The sequence below is a fragment of the Brachybacterium phenoliresistens genome, assembly GCF_000576425.1.
Lineage (GTDB): Bacteria > Actinomycetota > Actinomycetes > Actinomycetales > Dermabacteraceae > Brachybacterium > Brachybacterium phenoliresistens.
Map to the genome: position 1 here is coordinate 144,778 of NZ_KK069991.1, position 18,866 is coordinate 163,643.

Annotated in this window: 15 protein-coding genes; 11 read left to right on the forward strand and 4 right to left on the reverse strand. The window is 73.3% G+C overall.

The window, feature by feature from the left end; genetic code table 11:
* Positions 1–53 precede the first annotated feature (53 nt).
* The 3 genes from manA to BF93_RS07125 are packed head-to-tail and all read left to right on the forward strand — an operon-like array spanning position 54 to position 2,742.
* Complete coding sequence (manA, locus tag BF93_RS07115; RefSeq protein ID WP_038371623.1) at positions 54–1,256, forward strand: mannose-6-phosphate isomerase, class I; 1,203 nt, start codon at positions 54–56, stop codon at positions 1,254–1,256.
* Positions 1,253–1,555 carry a PqqD family peptide modification chaperone gene (locus tag BF93_RS07120; protein WP_156954075.1) on the forward strand — a complete coding sequence of 101 codons (303 nt, stop codon included), beginning with the start codon at positions 1,253–1,255 and terminating at the stop codon, positions 1,553–1,555. The genes manA and BF93_RS07120 overlap by 4 nt, the downstream gene beginning before the upstream one ends.
* Positions 1,552–2,742: a hypothetical protein gene (locus BF93_RS07125; protein ID WP_038371625.1), complete on the forward strand. Its 1,191-nt coding sequence runs from the start codon at positions 1,552–1,554 to the stop codon at positions 2,740–2,742. Before BF93_RS07120 ends, BF93_RS07125 begins: the two co-directional genes overlap by 4 nt.
* Before the next feature lie 66 nt (positions 2,743–2,808).
* Here BF93_RS07125 and BF93_RS07130 read toward each other — a convergent pair whose 3' ends face one another.
* A complete protein-coding gene (locus BF93_RS07130) occupies positions 2,809–3,876 on the reverse strand; it encodes a MauE/DoxX family redox-associated membrane protein (protein WP_038371627.1) in 1,068 nt (355 codons plus the stop codon).
* Positions 3,873–4,439 (reverse strand): arsenate reductase/protein-tyrosine-phosphatase family protein, encoded by a 567-nt coding sequence (locus tag BF93_RS18905; protein WP_051486652.1) that lies wholly within the window; start codon positions 4,437–4,439, stop codon positions 3,873–3,875. Before BF93_RS18905 ends, BF93_RS07130 begins: the two co-directional genes overlap by 4 nt.
* 456 nt (positions 4,440–4,895) lie before the next feature.
* Between BF93_RS18905 and BF93_RS07140 the strand changes: the two genes are divergently transcribed.
* The 6 genes from BF93_RS07140 (at position 4,896) to BF93_RS07165 (ending at position 13,276) form a co-directional block, all read left to right on the forward strand.
* Positions 4,896–6,509 carry a choice-of-anchor G family protein gene (locus tag BF93_RS07140; protein WP_198025377.1) on the forward strand — a complete coding sequence of 538 codons (1,614 nt, stop codon included), beginning with the start codon at positions 4,896–4,898 and terminating at the stop codon, positions 6,507–6,509.
* Between the two features lie 130 nt (positions 6,510–6,639).
* Positions 6,640–8,061: an aldehyde dehydrogenase family protein gene (locus BF93_RS07145; RefSeq protein WP_038371631.1), complete on the forward strand. Its 1,422-nt coding sequence runs from the start codon at positions 6,640–6,642 to the stop codon at positions 8,059–8,061.
* A gap of 166 nt (positions 8,062–8,227) precedes the next feature.
* Complete coding sequence (locus tag BF93_RS07150; RefSeq protein ID WP_038371632.1) at positions 8,228–8,818, forward strand: hypothetical protein; 591 nt, start codon at positions 8,228–8,230, stop codon at positions 8,816–8,818.
* Between the two features lie 78 nt (positions 8,819–8,896).
* On the forward strand, positions 8,897–10,336 hold the full coding sequence (locus tag BF93_RS07155) for an MFS transporter (protein WP_038371633.1): 1,440 nt from the start codon (positions 8,897–8,899) through the stop codon (positions 10,334–10,336).
* 9 nt (positions 10,337–10,345) lie between these two features.
* Positions 10,346–11,077, forward strand: coding sequence for a molybdenum cofactor guanylyltransferase (mobA, locus tag BF93_RS07160; protein ID WP_051486653.1), 732 nt, complete (start codon positions 10,346–10,348; stop codon positions 11,075–11,077).
* A gap of 228 nt (positions 11,078–11,305) precedes the next feature.
* Complete coding sequence (locus tag BF93_RS07165; protein WP_269519468.1) at positions 11,306–13,276, forward strand: BCCT family transporter; 1,971 nt, start codon at positions 11,306–11,308, stop codon at positions 13,274–13,276.
* 81 nt (positions 13,277–13,357) lie between these two features.
* Here BF93_RS07165 and BF93_RS07170 read toward each other — a convergent pair whose 3' ends face one another.
* Both BF93_RS07170 and BF93_RS07175 read right to left on the reverse strand, forming a co-directional pair.
* Positions 13,358–14,605 (reverse strand): ATP-binding protein, encoded by a 1,248-nt coding sequence (locus BF93_RS07170; protein ID WP_038371635.1) that lies wholly within the window; start codon positions 14,603–14,605, stop codon positions 13,358–13,360.
* A 212-nt stretch (positions 14,606–14,817) separates the two neighbouring features.
* Positions 14,818–16,344: a DHA2 family efflux MFS transporter permease subunit gene (locus tag BF93_RS07175; protein ID WP_084148345.1), complete on the reverse strand. Its 1,527-nt coding sequence runs from the start codon at positions 16,342–16,344 to the stop codon at positions 14,818–14,820.
* A 278-nt stretch (positions 16,345–16,622) separates the two neighbouring features.
* Between BF93_RS07175 and BF93_RS07180 the strand changes: the two genes are divergently transcribed.
* Together BF93_RS07180 and BF93_RS07185 are read left to right on the forward strand one after the other, a co-directional pair.
* The gene (locus BF93_RS07180; protein WP_038371636.1) at positions 16,623–17,651 is read left to right on the forward strand and encodes a hypothetical protein; all 1,029 of its coding nucleotides are present in this window, start codon (positions 16,623–16,625) and stop codon (positions 17,649–17,651) included.
* A gap of 122 nt (positions 17,652–17,773) precedes the next feature.
* A complete protein-coding gene (locus tag BF93_RS07185; RefSeq protein WP_084148346.1) occupies positions 17,774–18,751 on the forward strand; it encodes a methylenetetrahydrofolate reductase in 978 nt (325 codons plus the stop codon).
* The last annotated feature ends 115 nt before the right edge of the window (positions 18,752–18,866 follow it).

The window sequence follows — 18,866 nt, forward strand, 5'->3', positions numbered from 1 at the left end:
TGTCGGGAGGAACAGGTCCACAGGATGCACGGCCAGGAAGGAGGGGACGAGGGATGCACGAGCTCGACGGACGGATCCAGCACTACGCCTGGGGATCGGCGACCGCCATCCCCCAGTTCCTGGGCCGCGACGCGGACGGTACGCCGTGGGCGGAGGTCTGGTACGGCGCGCACCCCCTGGCGCCCTCGCAGCTGCCCGGAGGGCTGGACCTGGACGCGGCGATCGCCGCGGACCCGCGGCGCACCCTCGGCGACGGCGTCGCCCGGGCCTTCGAGGACCGCCTGCCCTTCCTGCTGAAGATCATCGCCCCCGAACGGCCGCTGTCCCTGCAGGTCCATCCCACGCGCGAGCACGCCGCCGAGTCCTTCGCCGCGGAGAACGCCGCCGGGCTGGCCCTGGACTCCCCGCACCGCAACTACCGCGACGACAACCACAAGCCCGAGATGCTGGTGGCCCTGACCCGCTTCACCGCCCTGTGCGGCTTCCGCACCCCGCGCCGCGCCGCCGCGATCCTCGAGGGGCTGGGCACCGACCTCACCGATCGCCTCCATTCCCTGCTGGTGCGCAACCCGACCGCCCACGGCATGCGCGCGGCGTTCCGCACCCTCGTCTCCTCGTCGATGCGTCCGCCGGCCCGCGCCGTCGAGGAGGTCGTCGCCGCGTGCCGCGCACGCCACGAGGCCGGGGCGTCCCCGTCCCCGCGCATCGACCGGATCGTGTCGCTGCTGGCCGAGCACCACCCGGGCGATCCCGGCGTCGCCGCGGCGCTGCTGCTGAACCCGGTCACCCTGCAGCCCGGCGAGGCCATGTTCGTGCCCGCCGGGGCGCTGCACGCCTACCTGCACGGCGTGGGGGTGGAGATCATGGCGGCTAGCGACAACGTGCTGCGCGCCGGGCTGACCCCCAAGCGGGTCGATGCCGACGAGATGCTCCAGTGCGTGAGCGTCGCCGCCGCCCCGCCGCTGCGCGTCGCCCCCGAGCGCCAGAACGCCACCTCGGTGGCCTACTACGCCCCGGTGGACGATTTCGAGCTGTCGATGACCACCCTCGAGGATCCGCCCGGCGTCTTCGGGCGCCGCCACGCCGTCCCCGGCAGCGGGCCGCGGATCGTGCTGGGCCTGGAGGGCGAGGTGCTGCTGGAGACCGACGCGGGCCGGCACGTGCTGCCCGCCGGGCGCGCCGTGTTCGTCCCCGCGGCCGACGGCGCCCTGCGCGCCGGCGGCCGGGGGCGCTTCGCCCAGGCGTGCGTCCCGTGAGCCGACGCTTCCGCCTGCGGCCGATGGTCCACGAGGTCGAGGACGGCGAGGTGTGGGCCGGCGTCCTGCCCGACGGCCCGATCCTCCGCCTCGGCGGGGCCGCGGCGCCGCTGCTGGCCGTGCTCGCCGAGCAGGAGGACGCCCTGGACGCCGCCGGCATCGCCGACCGGATGCGCGCGGAGGTCGAGGGCATGCCCGAGGACGCCGAGCACGTCATCCGCGGCTTCCTCGACCAGCTCGCCGACCTCGGCCTCGTCGAGACCGTCGACGACGCCCCACCCGACCAGGAGAACCCATGACCCCGGCACCCGCCGAGATCGACCTGCACACCCTGCATCTGCGCATCGCCGGTCTCGGGCTCCAGCTCGACTTCGGTCCCGGCCACGAGGCCCTCGCGGAGGAGGCGGCGCGCCTGTGGGCGCACCTGGCCGCGGACCCCGAGGCGGGGACCGTCCCGATCGGCCCCGAGGTCCCGACGACCCGCCGCACCTACCTCGTCCCGCCCGAGGACGCCCGCGCCGAGGCGGCGCGCTGGATCGCCGACGGGCGGGTCGAGGCGCTCGGCCCGCTGCTCACCCGCCCGGACGCGGTGATCCTCGCCCCCGGCCCCGGGGCGGCCTACGCGCTCTCCGGCGACGTGACGCGCGAGATCATCGGCCGGCTGCTCGGCACCCGGATCCTGCTGCACGCCGGCGTCGTCGCGCACCCGCAGCGGGGCGTCGTGGCGATGGTCGGGGCATCGGGCGCCGGGAAGTCCACCGCGACGCTCACGCTGGGACGCGAGGGCGCCTATCTCACCGACGAGCTCGCGATCATCGACCCGGTGAGCCGCGCCGTCACCGCGTACGCCAAGCCCGTCTCCCGGATCTCCGCCGCCTCCGGGCGGAAGCAGGATCACGCCCTCGACGCGCTGGGGCTGGAACCGGCCCCCGGCGCCACGGGCATCGACGTCCTCGTGCTGCTGGACCGGGCCGAGGACGCCTCGCCGGGCCTCGAGCGCGTGCCCCAGGCCGAGGCCCTGCTGGCGCTGGTCGAGCAGTCCTCGTCCCTCTGGGCGGTCCCGCACGGCCTGGCCTCCCTCGCGGAGATCCTCCGCCGCGCCGGCGGCGCGCTGCGCGCCCGATACGCGGAGGCCACGCAGCTCGCCGCCCTCCTGGCCGACCCTCCGCCGCCCTGCGAGGAGGCATGGGAGGAGATCCCGGTGCCCGATCTCGAGGCGCCGACCGAGGGAGCCCTCGCGCTGGCACCGCTCGCGCAGGCGCTCGCCGTGGAGGACGGGCTGGTGCTGCTCGCCGAGGGCCGCGCCACGCACCTGGTCGGGCTCGGGGCCGTCATCTGGGAGGAGCTCGCCGCCGTCGGCTCCCTCGGCATCGAGGAGCTCGAGCAGCGGGTCGTCGCGTTCGCCGGCCCCCACCCCGACAGCGCCGCCATGCTGGCCGCGGCCGTCGACACCCTCGTCGAGGACGGCTGGATCCGCCGCGGCTGAGCGTCAGCATCCAGGACCCGACCGGGGCGCGGGCGATCCCCGGGCGCCCTGGGCGCGTGCGGCCGGTCAGACAGCGGGGAGGTCACCCGTCTCGCGGGCCTCGGCGAGCTGCTCGATGATCTCCTCCACGAAGCGGATCACGTCGTTGCCGCCGCGCACCGGTCCGCCGGCGAGCATGCCATCGGCACCCAGCAGGACGGCCGAGGGGGAGTGACGGGCGCGGAAGACGTCCATGAGGTTGCGGTCGATGTCCTGGGCGGCGGTCTCCCCGGCGCGCTCCAGGACGGAGGCGGGCAGCTCCTCCGGCGGCACGCGGAACAGGGTGCGGATCGTGATCACATCCCCGATCTCCTCGAGCCATCCCGGGACGGAGGAGAGCACGCGCTCGCAGGGGCCGCAGCCGGGCTGCACCCAGATCAGCAGGGCCGCCCGCTCGCGCGTCAGGGTCTTCAGCGTGATCGGCTCCTGTCCGGCCATGCGGAGCATGCCGTAGGGCGTGGAGGAGCGCTGGTAGTCGAGCTCGGCGTCCATGGCGGCGGCATCGGCCGGGAGATCCGAGGGCAGTGCCGGATCGTCGCCGGTGGCCTGGTCGGCCGGGGTGCCGCCCTCCGGGGCGGGGCGGCGCGATCCTCCGAGGGTCAGAGCGGTGAGCAGCACCGCGAGGGACAGCGCCAGCAGCAGAGCGAGGGTGGAGGGAGCCTCGGCCCGCAGCGCCTGCGCGGTCGTGCCCGAGGCCGCGGAGCCCAGCGCCAGCGCGGCGAGGACGACCAGCAGGATGTTGCGGCCCAGCGTGGTGCGCGAGACGGTGGGGGAGCCGAGCGTGCCGAAGCACGAGCACGTCACGGCCTCCCCGAAGGTCAGCGCCCGCGCGATGATGACGAGATAGGCGAGCATCAGCAGCAGCGTCGCGGCGGCGAGGACGCCCTGCAGCCCCGGCACCGGGATCCACACCGCCAGGGCGAGGACGATCTCCGCGAGGGGCAGGGCGGTCGCGGCGGCGGGGTGCAGGGAGCGGGCGGGCAGGCGCAGCGAGAGCATCGCATCGGCCGTGGCGGTCCGGTCGGAGAGCTTCGCCAGGCCGCTGACCAGGAGCGTGAGGGAGATCAGCGCCTGCGCGGCGAGCAGCACGGTCATCGGGCGGTGTCCTCCGTCCCGCTCCGCCGCAGCAGAGCGGCCAGCGCCGTCACGTGCTCCTGGATCATCCTCGCGGACTGCGCCGCGGCCTGCTCCGAGCGGCGGTAGGGATCGGGGATATCGCGCCCCGCCGGCGCGGACGCCCGGGTCCAGGCGGCGACGGCTCCGCGGTTCAGCGGCCTGTCGCCGACCTGCGCCGTGAGCTCGGGCAGGTGGCCCAGCAGACCGGTGCGGCGCGCGGCGGCGGGAGACTCCTCGAGCACCAGGTTGCGCTGGCGCCCGGACATGACCAGGACCAGATCGGCCGAGAGGTCCTCGACCTGCAGCTGCCGGGAGCGGAAGCCGTCGCTGCCCACTCCGAGCAGGGCGAGCTGCCCGGCCATCTGCCGCTCCATCCCCTGCCCGACGAGCGCGTAGGTGCCGCGGCTGCTCACCGCGAGCCCCGGCACGCGATCGCGCAGCAGGAGCTCGGCGAAGGGGGAGCGGCAGACGTTGCCCGTGCAGACGAACAGCACCGAGCGCACGGGATCGTCCGCAGAGCGCGGCGTGAGGGGTTCGGTCATGCCTCCAGGCTACTCGGCGGGCATCGTGGCGAGCTGGGCCCGGGCCGCGATGCGGCTTTCCCCGCGGCAGGGAGTGAGGGAGGCCGGGGAATCGGCACGATGTCCGCATCGCGGGACGATCGAGCCGCCGGTACGGACCCCCGAAAAAGGGGGGTGGCGCGTCGGGCCGAGAAGTGCTCGGAACGTGCCGGGAGGCCGCCGCAGCGGCCTACCTGACAGTAAGGTCACGAACCGGTGACGAATGGATTCTTGTGCGCCTGAGAGGATGTGCATCCGCGCTGGGCATGCGAGGATCGGCACGGGTCTCTCGCTGCCCGCCGGACGCCAGGGGTTCTGTGGTCGCGCCGACGGGCAGGGAGTCGCGGAGTCCGCGACAGGGGTGATTTCAGCAGTATGCCTCGCGCTGCCCTGTATTACGGCTTTCCCTATTTCCCTTGGTTTTCGAAAGAGGTTCAGATGAGCACCGGAGTTTCCCCCGAGACTCGGGAGACCACTCCCCGTCTCCACCCGTCGCGTCGCGCGATCGTCAAGGGCGCCGCCTGGGCCGCGCCGGTCGCAGCAGCGTCCGTCGCCGCGCCCGCGATGGCCGCCAGCCCCACCCAGTGCGCCCCCGTGGGCACGCTGTTCGACGCGCAGGCACGCGGCCGCTTCCTCAGCGGCGCGATCGGCGGCGTGAACCTCGACAACGTGGCCGCCGTCGAAGGCGCTCACGCCCAGGCCGTCGCCGGCACCCCCATCGACGAGGAGTCCGCGGGTCTGGACGTCAGCGTCCTGAACACGCTGAACCTGAGCCTGGGCGGCCTCACCGGCGCCGTCTCGGACATCCTCACCATCGTGGCCGCTCAGGACGCCGGTGTGCTGAACCAGTACGCCTACGCGAACGAGGCCGCGGAGGGCACTAACACCGGCGAGATCGGCGCCTCGGGCGCCGTCAACCAGGCGAGCGGTGCGCTGACTCTGGACACCGGCTCCTCGAACCCGCCCGAGCTGGGCAGCATTGACCTGCGCTCGCTCCTGCAGCAGGTCGCCGGGGACAACAGCGTCACCCAGCTGCTCTCCTACATCTCGGACCTCCGCCTGAACATCGGCGCCCTCGCGGGTCGCGCCTACATGGACTCCCTGTGCGTCGAGCCCGACGTGGACCAGGTCGAGCGCGACTACCTCATCGCCTACCTGCGGCTGGTCGTGGAGTCGGACCTCGTCGGCCAGCTCCTCACCACCCTCAACGAGGTGCTGCCGACGCTGACGATCTCCACCTCGGCCGTGTGGAGCATCCTCCAGGGCGTCCCGCTGCTCGGCGGTCTCCTGTCCGCCCTCGGCCAGAGCGCCCTCGAGGTCACCGCCACCGTCGACCTCGCGCAGCTGACCGGCGAGCCCATCCCCGATGACGTCAACTCCGCGCTGCGGATCGATTTCGAGGACGGGACCATCACGCTCGACGTCGCATCCTTGCTGGGCGGTGCGTACACGGGTGACATCTCCGAGTTCCTCAACGAGCTCTCCCCGAACACGCGCCTCTTCGTCGACGCCGGGCTGCCCGGTGGCGCCGTCGTGGCGCTCACCGACAGCTGGGTCGACGGCCTCATCGAGCGGCTGAAGGACCTCGTCTTCGTGTCCGTCCGGGCGGGCAGCGTGACCGGTCTCGGCGCGACCGGTCTGCTCATCGAAGGCACCCTCCGCCAGTTCCTCGAGGGCGGCGCGACGGCGACCTTCCGGCTGCTCGGAGCGTCGATCAACCTCGGCGCACTGCTGAACCCGCTGCTCGCCAGCATCGGCGACCTGGTCCAGGACACTCTCGACACCCTGCTGAACGACAGCGCCCTGCTGGACACCGCCCTCGGCGGAGTCAACGAGCTGCTGGCGGCGCTGTTCGACGTGCTCTCGGGCGTCCTCTCGATCACGGTCAACGCCCAGAACGACGCGAGCGGCACGATCCCGTCGTACTACCAGGCCATCACTCCGGCCGGCCGGTACGACGTCGCCGCCCTGCACCTGGAGATCCTCGGCATCGCGAACCTGCTGAACCTCTCCCTCGCGCGCGGCTCCGTCGGGGAGAACACCCCCCGCTGACCCGCGACCATCTCGGAACGCCCCGGTGCTGCTGCGCGCAGCGCCGGGGCGTTCCGCATCCGCGCTCCTGCGGCGCCGGGCCGGGGCTTCCGGGCCTGCATCGGCCGCGGAGTCCGCGTAGCGTGAGCGCATGAGCGAAACCCCCTCGCAGAACGAGCCCACCGCGCAGCTGCGCGAGCGCATCGCCGGGGAGGTCGCCGCGCTGCGCGCCTCCTACGCCCGGGGCATCACACGGGACGTCGCCGCCCGCCGCGCAGCCCTCGACGCCCTCGCGGCCGGGATCCGGGCGCACGGCGACGCGCTGCGAGAGGCGCTGCGCGAGGACCTCGGCAAGCATCCCGTGGAATCGGACGTCACCGAGATCGGCACCGTGCTGGCGGAGATCGCCCACGTGCGCCGCAGCCTGCACCGCTGGCTGCGCCCCGAACCGATCCCGCTGGGGGCGATGCTCACACCCGCCCGCGGCAGCCTGCACCGCGAGCCGCTGGGCACCGTGCTGATCATCGCTCCGTGGAACTACCCCGTGAACCTCTCGCTGATGCCGCTGGTGGGCGCCATCGCCGGCGGGAACACGGCCATCCTCACGCCCAGCGAGACGGCCCCCGCGACCAGCGCGGCCCTCGCCGCCCTGGTGAGCGAGCATCTCGATCCCGGCTGGGTGCGCGTGGTCGAGGGCGGCATCCCCGAGACCACCGCCCTGCTCGAGCAGCGCTTCGACCTCATCTTCTACACCGGCGGCGGGCCCGTCGCCCGCATCGTCGCGCGCGCCGCGGCCGAGCACCTCACCCCGACCGTCCTCGAGCTGGGCGGCAAGAGCCCCGCCTTCGTGGACGAGGGCGTCGACCTCGCCGCCGCCGCCCGGCGGATCGTCTGGGGCAAGCTCACCAACGCCGGCCAGACCTGCGTCGCCCCCGACCACCTGATGGCCACCCGCGCCACCCTCGACGCCCTCCTGCCGCACCTGCGCGACGCGATCCGCGCCCAGCACGGCGCCGACCCCCGCCACAGCCGCGCCTACGGGCGCATCGTGAACCAGCGACAGACCGAGCGCCTGGCCGCGCTCATCGACCCGGCCCAGGTCGTCATCGGCGGGCAGGTCGACGTCCCGTCCCGCTACGTCGCCCCGACCGTCCTGGACGGCGTCCGCCCTACCGACCCGTGCATGGGCGAGGAGATCTTCGGGCCGATCCTCCCGCTGCTCGAGGTCTCCTCGGCCGATGAGGCGATCGCCCGGATCGGGGCGGGAGAGGCGCCGCTGACCGCCTACGTCTTCTCGCCCGATCCGCAGGTCCAGGAGCGCTTCGTGCGCGAGACCCGCTCCGGGTCGCTCGCGCTGGACGTCACCCTCGCCCACCTCGGCGCGCGAGAGATGCCCTTCGGCGGGGTCGGCGCCTCCGGCAGCGGCGCCTACCACGGCCGCGCCTCACTGGAGACGTTCACGCACGCCAAGCCCGTGGTGAAGAAGCCGCTGAGCCCGGACACCCTGCGCCTGGTCCAGCCGCCCTACACGGGCCTGCGGGCCCGGATGGTCCAACGGATCCTGCAGCGGTGACCGCCCCGGGGAGGGCGGCCGGTCATGGCGGCCGCCGTCCTCCCGGGCGCAGCGCCTGGCGGTGTGTTCGTCGTCCCATGCGGCCCGGATGTGTATCGTCGCGCCCGGCCCGGGGATAGGCTTCGACGCCGGCGGAAGGATTCCGCTCAGGGGGCGAGGAGACGTGATGGTGGATCAGATCCATGGGGACGACCGTGCGATGACGCGGCGGCGCCTGATGCGAGGCGTCGCATGGGCCGTGCCGACCCTCGCGGTCAGCGTGGCGGCCCCGGCCGTCGCCGCCTCCCAGCTCGGGCCCGAGGTCGGCGGCTCCACCCAGTTCCAGTCGTCCTGCTCCGGGACGACGCAGACGCTCACGATCAACGGCACGGGTAGCTACCCCTCGCAGGGGACTTGGATCTCGAACGTCCCGTCCGCCCCGGCCCCCACCTCGGCGACGCTGACCGCGTACTACCCGACGGACCTCGCCCCGCTGACCTGGACCCGCCTCGGGACCGGCAGCCCGGCCTGGACCGTGCCGGTCGTCGATACGAGCGTTGCGCAGATCAGCGGGTACACGGCCTACTCCTCCACCTACTCCGGCGCCTGGACCTACGACACCCCGAACCGGCGCTTCTACAACGCCGCGCGGCCCCACTTCCAGGCGGTGCGGTCCGGGCGCACGTGCGTGACGCCCGTGACCATCTACGTGCAGCGTCAGGTGACCCTCAGCGGCCAGGCCTACTCCGTGCGCCGCGGTCCCTCGACCCTCTCCTGAGCCCCGCCGCCCCGTCGGGCCTGCGGTCCCGGCATGTCTCGCCGAGGCCGGGAGCGCTCCCGGCCTACTCTTGGGCAAATGACTGATGATCCCGCGGCCACCGCCGACTTCCCCGAGAGGACCGTCCACCGTCGTCGCCTGCTGCTGGTGCTGCTGGTGCCGCTGTTCATGGCCCTCATCGCGGTGTCCGTCATCAACGTCGCTCTCACGGCCATCGGCCACTCCCTCGACGCGACGTCCGAGGGCCTGCAGTGGGTGATCTCCGGGTACGCCCTCTCCTTCGGCGTGCTGCTGGTGCCCGCCGGCCGCCTCGGCGATGCGACCGGACGCCGGCGCATCCTCATCGTCGGCGTCTCGATCTTCACCCTCGGCTCGCTGCTGAGCGGCCTCGCCCCGAGCGTCGAGGTCCTCAACGCCGCCCGCGTCCTGCAGGGCATCGGCTCCGGCCTGCTGAACCCGCAGACCGTCGCCCTCATCCAGCAGCACTTCCGCGGGCAGGCGCGCGCCAAGGCCTTCGCACTGCTGGGGACCACCGTCGCCGTCGCCACCGCCATCGGCCCCGTGATCGGCGGCCTGCTGATCCAGGTCCTCGGGGAGGACGTCGGCTGGCGCTGGATGTTCTTCATGAACGTGCCCATCGGCGTGATCGCCGTGGTCGGCGCCCTGCTCTGGATCCCGGACGACAGGGTCCGCGGGCGGCGCGTCGACCTCGACCCCGTCGGCACGGTGCTGCTGACCCTCGCGATCCTCGGGGTGATGCTGCCCTTCCTCGAGCGCGGCGTGAACCCGCTGATCTGGCTGTGCATCCCCGCCGGTCTGCTGGTCCTGGCGCTGTGGTGGTCCTGGGAGCACCGCTACAAGCGCGCCGGCCGCCCGCCGATGGTCGACCCGGAGATCTTCGCCGGCGCCGCCTTCCGCAACGGCATCATCATCGTCTCGGTGTACTTCCTCGGCGCGACCAGCGTGTGGATCATCGTCCCGCTGTTCCTGCAGATGCACCTGCACCACACCGCCTTCGAGGCCTCGCTGCTGGGCCTGCCGTCCTCGATCGCCGCCGCCTTCTCCTCCCAGATCGCCGGCCGCTACGTGCTCACGCTGGGGCGGCGGCTGGTCATCTATGGCTTCATGGTCTCCTTCACCGGGCTGCTGGGGGTGGCGCTGCTGGTGGGCTTCGTCGAGTCGGGGGCGGTCCCGTTCTGGGTGCTCGCCGTGCCGCTCACGCTGATGGGCGTCAGCCAGGGCATGACCATCTCCCCGAACCAGACCCTCACCCTCAACTCCGTGGACCCGCGCTTCGGCGGCGTCGCCGGCGGCGTGCTGCAGCTGGGGCAGCGCCTGGGCGCGGCGGTGGGCACCGCGCTGATCCCCGGCGTCATCTTCTCGCTCACCGAGTCCGGCACCGCCTGGCAGGAGGCGTTCATCATCGCCCTGGTGATCATCATGGCGCTCACCCTCGCCGCGATGCTGGTCAGCGTCCGGGATCGTGCGCGCGAGCGCTCCGCTCCCGGGGCGCGGTAGGAGCGGCCGATGCCCGGGAATGCGCCGAACCGGCCGGCGGGTCCGAGGGGCCCTGCCGATGCCGGCCCGATCGATGCGGGCCCGTCCGGTGCGGGACGGGCCGGTGCGGCCGAGGTCGATGCGGCCGGGGGCGAGCCCACCGCCCTGATCGTCCTCGCCGGGGGAGGGGCGGTGCGCCTGGGCGGGGTCTCCAAGCCCGATGTCCGCGTGCACGGCCGTCGCCTGCTGGACATCGTCCTCGAGGCCGGGGCCCGGTGCGCGCCGCGCGTGGTGGTCGCCCCGGAGGCGGTCGCCGTCCCGGACGGGGTGCTGCGCACCCTGGAGGACCCGCCCCACGGCGGGCCCGTCGCGGGGATCGCCGCAGGTCTGGCCGCCCTGCGCGGCCGGGCCTCGACCCGCGAGGTCCCCGACGTTCTCGTCCTCGCCTGCGACCTGCCCGGCGCCGCCGAGCTCGCCGCGCCCCTGCTCGCAGCCCGCGGCGCCCCGCGGCTCCGCGAGCGGACGGGCGGGGCGCCCGACGGCGTGATCGCCGCCCGCCCCGACGGGCGGCGGGAGATGCTCGCGATCCTCGTCGCCCGCACGGCGCTCGAGGAGGAGCTGCGCCGCGGCGGGGACCGGGACCGGTCCGTCCGCTCCGTCCTGGCCGGCCTCGACCTCGCGGAGGTCCCCGTCCCGGCGCGCGCGACCGAGGACGTCGACACCTGGGAGCAGCACGCCCGCTGGGAGCACGGAGGCCCGTAGCCGCTCCTCCCGCGCGCCCGGCGCCGAGGATCCCCCCGCGAGGTGACCGGACGGTCAGCGGCCTCCCAGCATGCCCGTGGCCAGGCCGGACGCCGATCCCGAGGGGGCCGGGCGGGGCCGGACGCCCTCCCGCGCGCCCGCGCGCGACTAGGTTGGGACGCCGAATCGACACGAGCGTGCTGCCGCTCGAGCCTCCGGCGACGGTGCGCGGCGCCAGGAAAGGTCATTGTGACGCGCCTCGACGAACCGCCCCAGCCCCCGGGCGAGCACCCGCACGGCCCCGGCCCCAAGAAGATCCTCCAGGAGGTCACCCACCCTGCCCTGATCCCCGGCATCGGGGTGGAGGACACGCCGCGCGTCTTCGGGACCAACTGGGCCGTCTTCGGCATCGCCGGCGGCATGGTCCTCGGCGTCGTGCTGTGGGGCTTCCTGGCCCCGCAGAGCATCAGCGACGCGGGCACCGCCTCGCTCGCCTGGGTCACCGAGCACTTCGGCTGGCTGTTCTCGCTGCTGGCCGTGCTCGCCATCGTGTTCATGCTGGTGGCCGGCTACGGGCGCACCGGCGGGATCCGCCTGGGCGCGGACGACGAGTCCCCGGAGTTCTCCACCGTCTCCTGGATCGCCATGCTGTTCTCCGCCGGCATGGGCATCGGCCTGCTGTTCTGGGGCCCCGCCGAGCCGCTGACCTACTTCAACGACGTCCCGCCGGGGGCCGACGCCGAGGCCGGCACGCGGGACGCGATGCTCGTCTCCCTGGCCCAGTCCGTCCTCCACTGGGGGCCGATGGCCTGGGCGTTCTATGCCCTGGTCGGCGGCGCCATCGCCTACGCCGCCTACCGCCGCGGCCGCGCCCCGCTGATCTCGGCGATCTTCCGTCCGATCTTCGGCGAGCGGACCGAGGGCTGGCTGGGCGCGGTGATCGACGTCTTCGCCATTATCGTGACCCTCTTCGGCACCGGCGTCACCCTGGGCATGGGCGCCCTGCAGATCGCCAGCGGCGTCGAGCACGTCTCCGGCATCGGCCCGCTGGGCAACGGCGCGCTGATCGTCATCATCACGGTCCTGACCATCGCCTTCGTCGCCTCGGCCGTCTCCGGCATCAAGCGCGGGATCCGGGCGCTGTCCAACATCAACATGGTCATCGCCGCCGTGATCGGCGTGTTCGTCTTCGTCGCCGGCCCCACCCTGTTCCTGCTGAACATGATCCCGGCCAGCATCTCCGCCTTCCTCGGCGACCTGTGGCTGATGCTCATGCGCAACCCGTCCCAGGGAGACGAGGCCGCCTCCTTCCTCGCCTCGTGGACCAACTACTACTGGGCGTGGTGGATCTCCTGGACGCCGTTCGTGGGCATGTTCATCGCGAAGATCTCCCGCGGCCGCACCCTGCGCGAGTTCGTGACCGTCGTGATCATGGTGCCCTCGGCCGTGTGCGTCGTGTGGTTCGGCGTCATGGGCGGCACCACCATGCTGTTCGAGTCCCAGGGGCGCGGGATCAGCGACGCCGGCGGGTCCGAGGCGATCCTCTTCGCGGTGTTCTCGAACCTGCCCTTCGGGATCATCTTCTCCGTCCTGGCGATGATCTCGATCATCCTGTTCTTCGTGACCTCGGCCGATTCCGCCGCGATCGTCATGGGCTCGATGAGCCAGCGCGGCCGCCCGGAGCCCTCCACCTGGGTCACCATCACGTGGGGCGTGCTGCTGGGCGCCGCCGCCCTCGCCCTGCTGCTGGCCGGCGGGGAGACCGCCCTGTCCGGGCTGCAGTCGATCATGGTCGTCTCCGCCCTGCCGTTCGCGCTGGTGGTCATCGGCATTATGGTCTCCTGGGCCAAGGAGCTGAACTCGGACCCGTACATGCTGCGCCAGCGCTACGCCCGGGCCGCCATCGCCCAGGGCGTGCGGCGCGGCATCGCCGAGCACGGGGACGACTTCGTCTTCGAGGCCACCGAGGTCGCGGCCGAGGAGGGCGCCGGCGCCGGCATCGACAGCGAGGACCCGGCGCTGTCCGACTGGTACGAGACCGCCACCGGGCAGATCCCGGCCCTCACGGCCGAGGACGTCACGCGCACCCTCGACCCCGGGCACATCCAGCCCAAGGGGCCCGGCGACCCCCACCACACCGCCTCCGGCGACGCCTCCCTCACCGTGGGGGAGGAGCGCCGCGAGCGCCATCACCGGGACGGCGCCGGCCCCGAGGTCTGAGCCCGCGCCCGACGGTCCGTCCCGTCCCGCCGCCGACCGGCCAGCCGTCCGGTCGGCGGCACCAGGTCGGGCCCGGGGGCATCAGTGTCCGAGGAGCGCCAGGGGGATGACCGCGACGCCATCGGGCCGGCGATAGGCGGCTTCGCCCGTCGTGAGGACGACCAGATCGGCGACATCGTCCCTGAGCTGCCGGCGGAGCCAGAGCAGGTGGCGCACGTCGTCATCACGGACCGTCGTCGACAGCTTCACCTCGAACGCGACCACGCGGCCGTCCGGCCCTTCCACGACCAGGTCGACCTCGCGGTCCCCGTTGCGGCTGCGCAGGTGACCGACCCTCCCGTCGACGACCTGCGCGGCCGCGCGCACGCTGAGCGTGGCGAGCGATTCGAACAGCGGTCCGATCATGTGCGCCCCGCGCGCCGACAGCAGCGCGGACGAGGAGAGGCCCAGCGCTCGTGCCGCCAGCGCGGGATCGACGAGCTGATGCTTGGGGCTCTGCGAGATGCGGCCGAGGGACACCCGGAAGGGCTCCCAGGCCGGGACCTCGTCCAGCACCCACAGCTGCGCGAGATGATCCCGGTAGGCGATCGCGGTGGTCTTGGCGGGCCGTGACCCGTCCTCGCTCGCTGCCGTCTCCAGGATCTTCGCGTGGCTCGTCGTGGTCGAGGATGCCGCCGCGTATGCCGCGAGCCACCTCCGGAAGGTCTGCGGTCGCCTCACCGATGCCCCCAGGTCGGGGATCCCGCGGTCGATGATGCGGGCGAGGTACGAGTCGAGCTGGCGCCCGATGCTGCGCGCGGGCCCCGAGGCGATGCCGGGGAACCCGCTCGCCACGATCGCGTCGACATAGTCCGCGAGGGACCAGGAGGAGCGACCGGCGATCTCGGCGTCGCCGGCCATCAGATCCGCGAGCCGGACGGTCGTCGCGGCGCCGCGACGCTCGTGCAGGGCCATCGGCCGCATGTGCAGCGAGAGGATCCGCCCTGCGCCGCTGTGGGTGCCTCGTGCGGACGCGGGGGACGCGCTCCCGGTGAGGAGGAATCGGCCGGCAGGGGCTCCCTCGTCCACGCGTCGCCGGACGGAGTCCCAGATGGGCGGGTCCAGCTGCCATTCGTCGAGGAGGAGGGTGCCCTCCGGCGCCGAGATGAACCGCGGGTCCGCCTGGAGCTGCATCGCCTGGTCCGGGTCGTCGAGGAACCACGCGTGGTCTGCGCGCCGAAGGGCGGTGCCGGACTTCCCGACGCCCTTGGCCCCGTCGAGGGAGATCGCTGCAGCATCCTCCATGAGCTCGTCCAGCACCCGGTCCACTGCTCGAGGAAGGTATTCCATGGCGGCTACGCTACCATTCGCAAGCTTCCTGCACTACCATTCGCATGCCTTGTGCGCTACCATCCGCATGATTTCCTCGCTGCTCTTCGCACCACGCGAGATCGACCAGAGCTTCCCGCGACGGGAAGCTCTGGTCGATGTGGCGCGCCCCGAGGGGAGCGGGGGTCGATCTCGCGCGAGCGACGAGCTGCGGAGGCCGGCGGTGAGGGAGGTCAGCCCTGGTCGGCAGGCCCGGCGAGCTCCACGTCCTCGGCATGGGCCGCGGGGGAGGCGGGGGCCTCCTCCGGCGCGCGGCGCACGAAGAACGCGATGACCACCGTGATCACGGCCAGCACCGCCGAGATGGTGAAGGCGAAGGACGTCCCCGCGGAGATGCCCTCGAGGGCGGTGCCGCCGTCGGAGATCGTCCCCGCGGAGATGCGCGCCATGACGGAGACCATCAGCGCCGCACCCGCCGCACCGGCGACCTGCTGCACGGTGCCGACGATCGCGGAGCCGTGCGGGTACAGGTGGCGCGGCAGCGAGCCCAGCGCGGTGGTGAACAGCGGCGTGAACACGAAGGCCAGGCCGACGGACATGATGATGTGTCCGGCCACGATCATCCAGATCTGCTCGGGCACGCGGGAGAGCACGAGGATGCCGACGGTCACCGCGGCCAGGCCCGGGATCAGCAGCGGGCGCGGGCCGACCTTGTCGAAGAGGCGTCCCACGAACGGGGCGGCGAGGCCCTGCAGCAGGCCGCCGGGCAGCAGCATGAGGCCCACGGTCAGGGTGTTCAGCTCCTGCACGCGCTGCAGGAAGATCGGCAGCAGCACGATGGTGCCGAACATGGCGCCCATCATGACGACCATCAGCGCGATCGCGACGGTGAAGTTGCGCGAGGCGAAGGTGCGCAGGTCCAGCAGGGCGCGATCGGCCTGCTGGAGGCTCCGCTGGCGCAGCACGAACAGGAGCAGCGAGACGACGCCGATCACCAGGGCCACGATCGCCGCGACGGGCGGGCCGCCCGCGGTGGCCGCCTCGGTGGCGCCGTGCCCGCCGCCGCTGATGCCCGTCAGGCCGTAGACGAGGGGGCCGAAGCCGATCGCCGAGAGCACCACCGACAGCGGGTCGACGCGGGTCGCCGTGGACTCCTGGACGTTCTCGATGCGGCGCAGGCCCAGCAGCAGCGCGATCAGCGCGATGGGGAGCACCGCGATGAACAGGAAGCGCCAGGGGGCCAGGGAGAGGATCAGCCCGGAGATCGTCGGGCCGACGGCCGGGGCCACGGCGATGACGATCGAGATGTTGCCCATGGTGCGGCCGCGCTGGGAGGCCGGCACCAGGTTCATCACGGTGGTCATGAGCAGCGGCATCATGATCGCGGTGCCGGAGGCCTGCACGATGCGGCCCAGCAGCAGCGGCAGGAACGTCGGGGAGATCGCGCAGATGAGGGTGCCGACGCTGAACGTCGTCATCGCCAGGGTGAAGACCTGCCGGGTCGAGAAGCGGCCCATGAGGAAGCCGGTGATCGGGATGACCACGGCCATCGTCAGCATGAACCCGGTCGTGAGCCACTGGGCGGTGGTCTCGGTGATGCCGAGGTCGTCCATGATCGGCGGCAGCGCGACGGACAGCACCGTCTCGTTGAGGATCACGACGAAGGCGCTGATCAGCAGCAGGGCGATCACGCTGCGGTCACGGGGGGAGATGGTGTCTGAGGCGAGGGCCTGCGGGGCGGGAGCGGGCGAGGTCTGCACGCCCGCAGTCTAGGGACGCCGGGGCGGGACCGGCCAGGGATTTCCCCGGTGGTATCCCTCTCCGCACAGGCGGGAATAGAACCGGTCCTCGCCGCATTCCCCGCACCGGTCGCCCGCGGCCCGCCGGCGTCCGGCCCGCCGATCCGCCGGCCGATGCCCGTCCGGCGGCGCCGATCGTTGCCCGATGGTGACCCGTACCGGAGGGTCGCGACGGGGCCGTCTCCCTATCCTGGCTGCACGTCGCGGCTGCGGATGCCGGGGCGCAGGGAGGACCCGCCATGATCAGCTCGTCCCGTTCCCGACCAGCCCGCCCCCGGTCGCGCGGGGCCCGGGCACGCCGCTCCCGAGCGCGAGGCTCCGCCCCGCGAGGCATCGCCCTGCTCGCGGCGCTCTGCCTGACGGCCGCGGCCTGCTCCTCCGGGCCCCCGGGCATCATCGCGGCCGAGTCCTCCGACGCGGGCGGGTCCACGTCCTCCCCGGCCGATGCCGAGCCGGATGCGACGTCGCCGGGCGCGGACGATCCGGCGTCCTCCCCGGCCGAGAGCCCGGACGGCCCGACCATCCGCGACGCCGACCTGGCCTCCGTCCCGTGGCGGGAGAGCGTGCACGAGATGGTGCTGACGCCGGCGACCCACGAGGGGCTGCGCACCATCGTCGTCGCCCCGCAGATCGAGTACACGGACGTCGACGGCGACGGGCACGAGGACGCTTTCGCCGCTCTCGAGATCACCGACGGCCAGGGGTTCGAGCAGATCTGGTACATCTGGCTGTGGGATCCGGAGGCCGAGGAGCCCGTCCAGGTGGAGAACCCCATCGCCCGGATGGCCCGCTGCGGCGACAGCATCCATGAGATCTCCTCCGCGGAGGGGGCGTTCGTCGTCACCGAGTCGCTGCGTCTCCAGGACGGCCTGGAGCAGGATTGCGCCTCCGACGGGCCGGTGCAGGTCACGCGACAGGTCACGGTCGTGGACGGATGGCCGGTGCTGACCGGGGGGATGCAGGGGCACGGTGGGATCTGCCCGCAGCGCGACGGCACGGACGCCCAGTTCCCGGTCGAGGACTACGTGCTGCAGGACGCCCCGGCGGAGGGCGGCGCCGCGCTCACCGATCCTCCGCCGCTGACCTTCGGCGAGGTGGACGTGTGGGGCACGCCGTGGCTGTTCCGTCCGCACTGGATGCTGGTCCACGTGGGCTTCGACAACCCCGTCGGCGGCCCGGAGGTCATCGAGGGCGGGTACACCCCCTGCGCCTGGGTCCACCTCGAGGACGACACGCGGCCGATCCCGCACGACGTCCACACCTCCTGAGAGCAGCCGCCCCCGGGCAGTGGCGACGGGACAGCTGATGCCCGGGCCGGATGACACCGGTCAGGTTCACGGTCCGTCATGATGGGTGTGCTGCGGCGCGCCTTCCGCATATCGTCGCCGACATGTCCATCGCTCCGCAGGTCCCCCACGACGCCGCCGCCGGCGCCGGGGCCGCCCCGGCCGCATCGCGCGCCGAGGCCCCCGCCCCCCGGTCGCGCCGTCCTGCGCTCAGCTACGAGCTGTTCCCCGCCCGCGGGGACGCCTCGCTCGAGAAGGTCCGGCGCACCGTCGCCGCCCTCGAATGCACCCAGCCCGACTACGTGTCGGTCACCTGCGCGTCCGCGCGCACCAACTTCCCGCGGGTGCTCGAGCTGACCGACCACATCCTCTCCGAGACCGGGCTGCGGCCGCTGGTGCACCTGACCAGCGTCGGCTCGAGCGCCGCGGATCTCTCCGTGTCCATCCGCACCCTGATGCAGCTCGGGGTGCGCGGGATCCTCGCCCTGCGCGGCGACATCCCCCCGGGCTACGACACCCGGGACGACGAGTTCCCCTTCGCCCGCTACCTGGTGGAGCTGATCCGCCGCATCGAGCGGGAGGAGACGGCGACGCTCGCCGCCGGCCGCCTCGCGGTGGGCGTGGCGACCTACGCCCAGCGCCACCCCGAGTCGCCCACCCACCAGCACGACATCGAGGTGCTGCTGACCAAGGAGCGCTCCGGCGCGGACTTCGCCATCACGCAGGCGTTCTTCGATCCCGCCGAGTACAGCGACCTGGTGCGCCGCGCCCGCCGCGCCGGCGTGACCATCCCGATCATCCCCGGCTTCGTGCCGATGACCTCGGTGCGCCGCCTCACCCGCTTCGCCGAGCTCTCCGGTGTCCACGCCCCGGCCGAGCACCTGCACGCCCTGGAGACGGCCTCCGGCCCCGAGGAGCGGCGGCGGATCGGCATCGCTGCGAGCGTCGACCTGATCCGTGCCGTCCTCGACGACGGCGCCCCCGGCGTCCACCTGTTCACCTTCAACGAGCACGTCGACGCCCTGGGCGTGCTCGACCGGCTGGACCTGGGCCGATGGGCCCGCGAGCCCGTCGGCGTCTGACCCTCCCGGCGGCCCCCGCCGCATCTGCTCCCGTCCCCACCCGCACGGCCGCCCGGTCGTGAGGGCGGGCCGGCACGTCCACCCCCGGACCGCGCGTCCGATCGACCCCACCGAA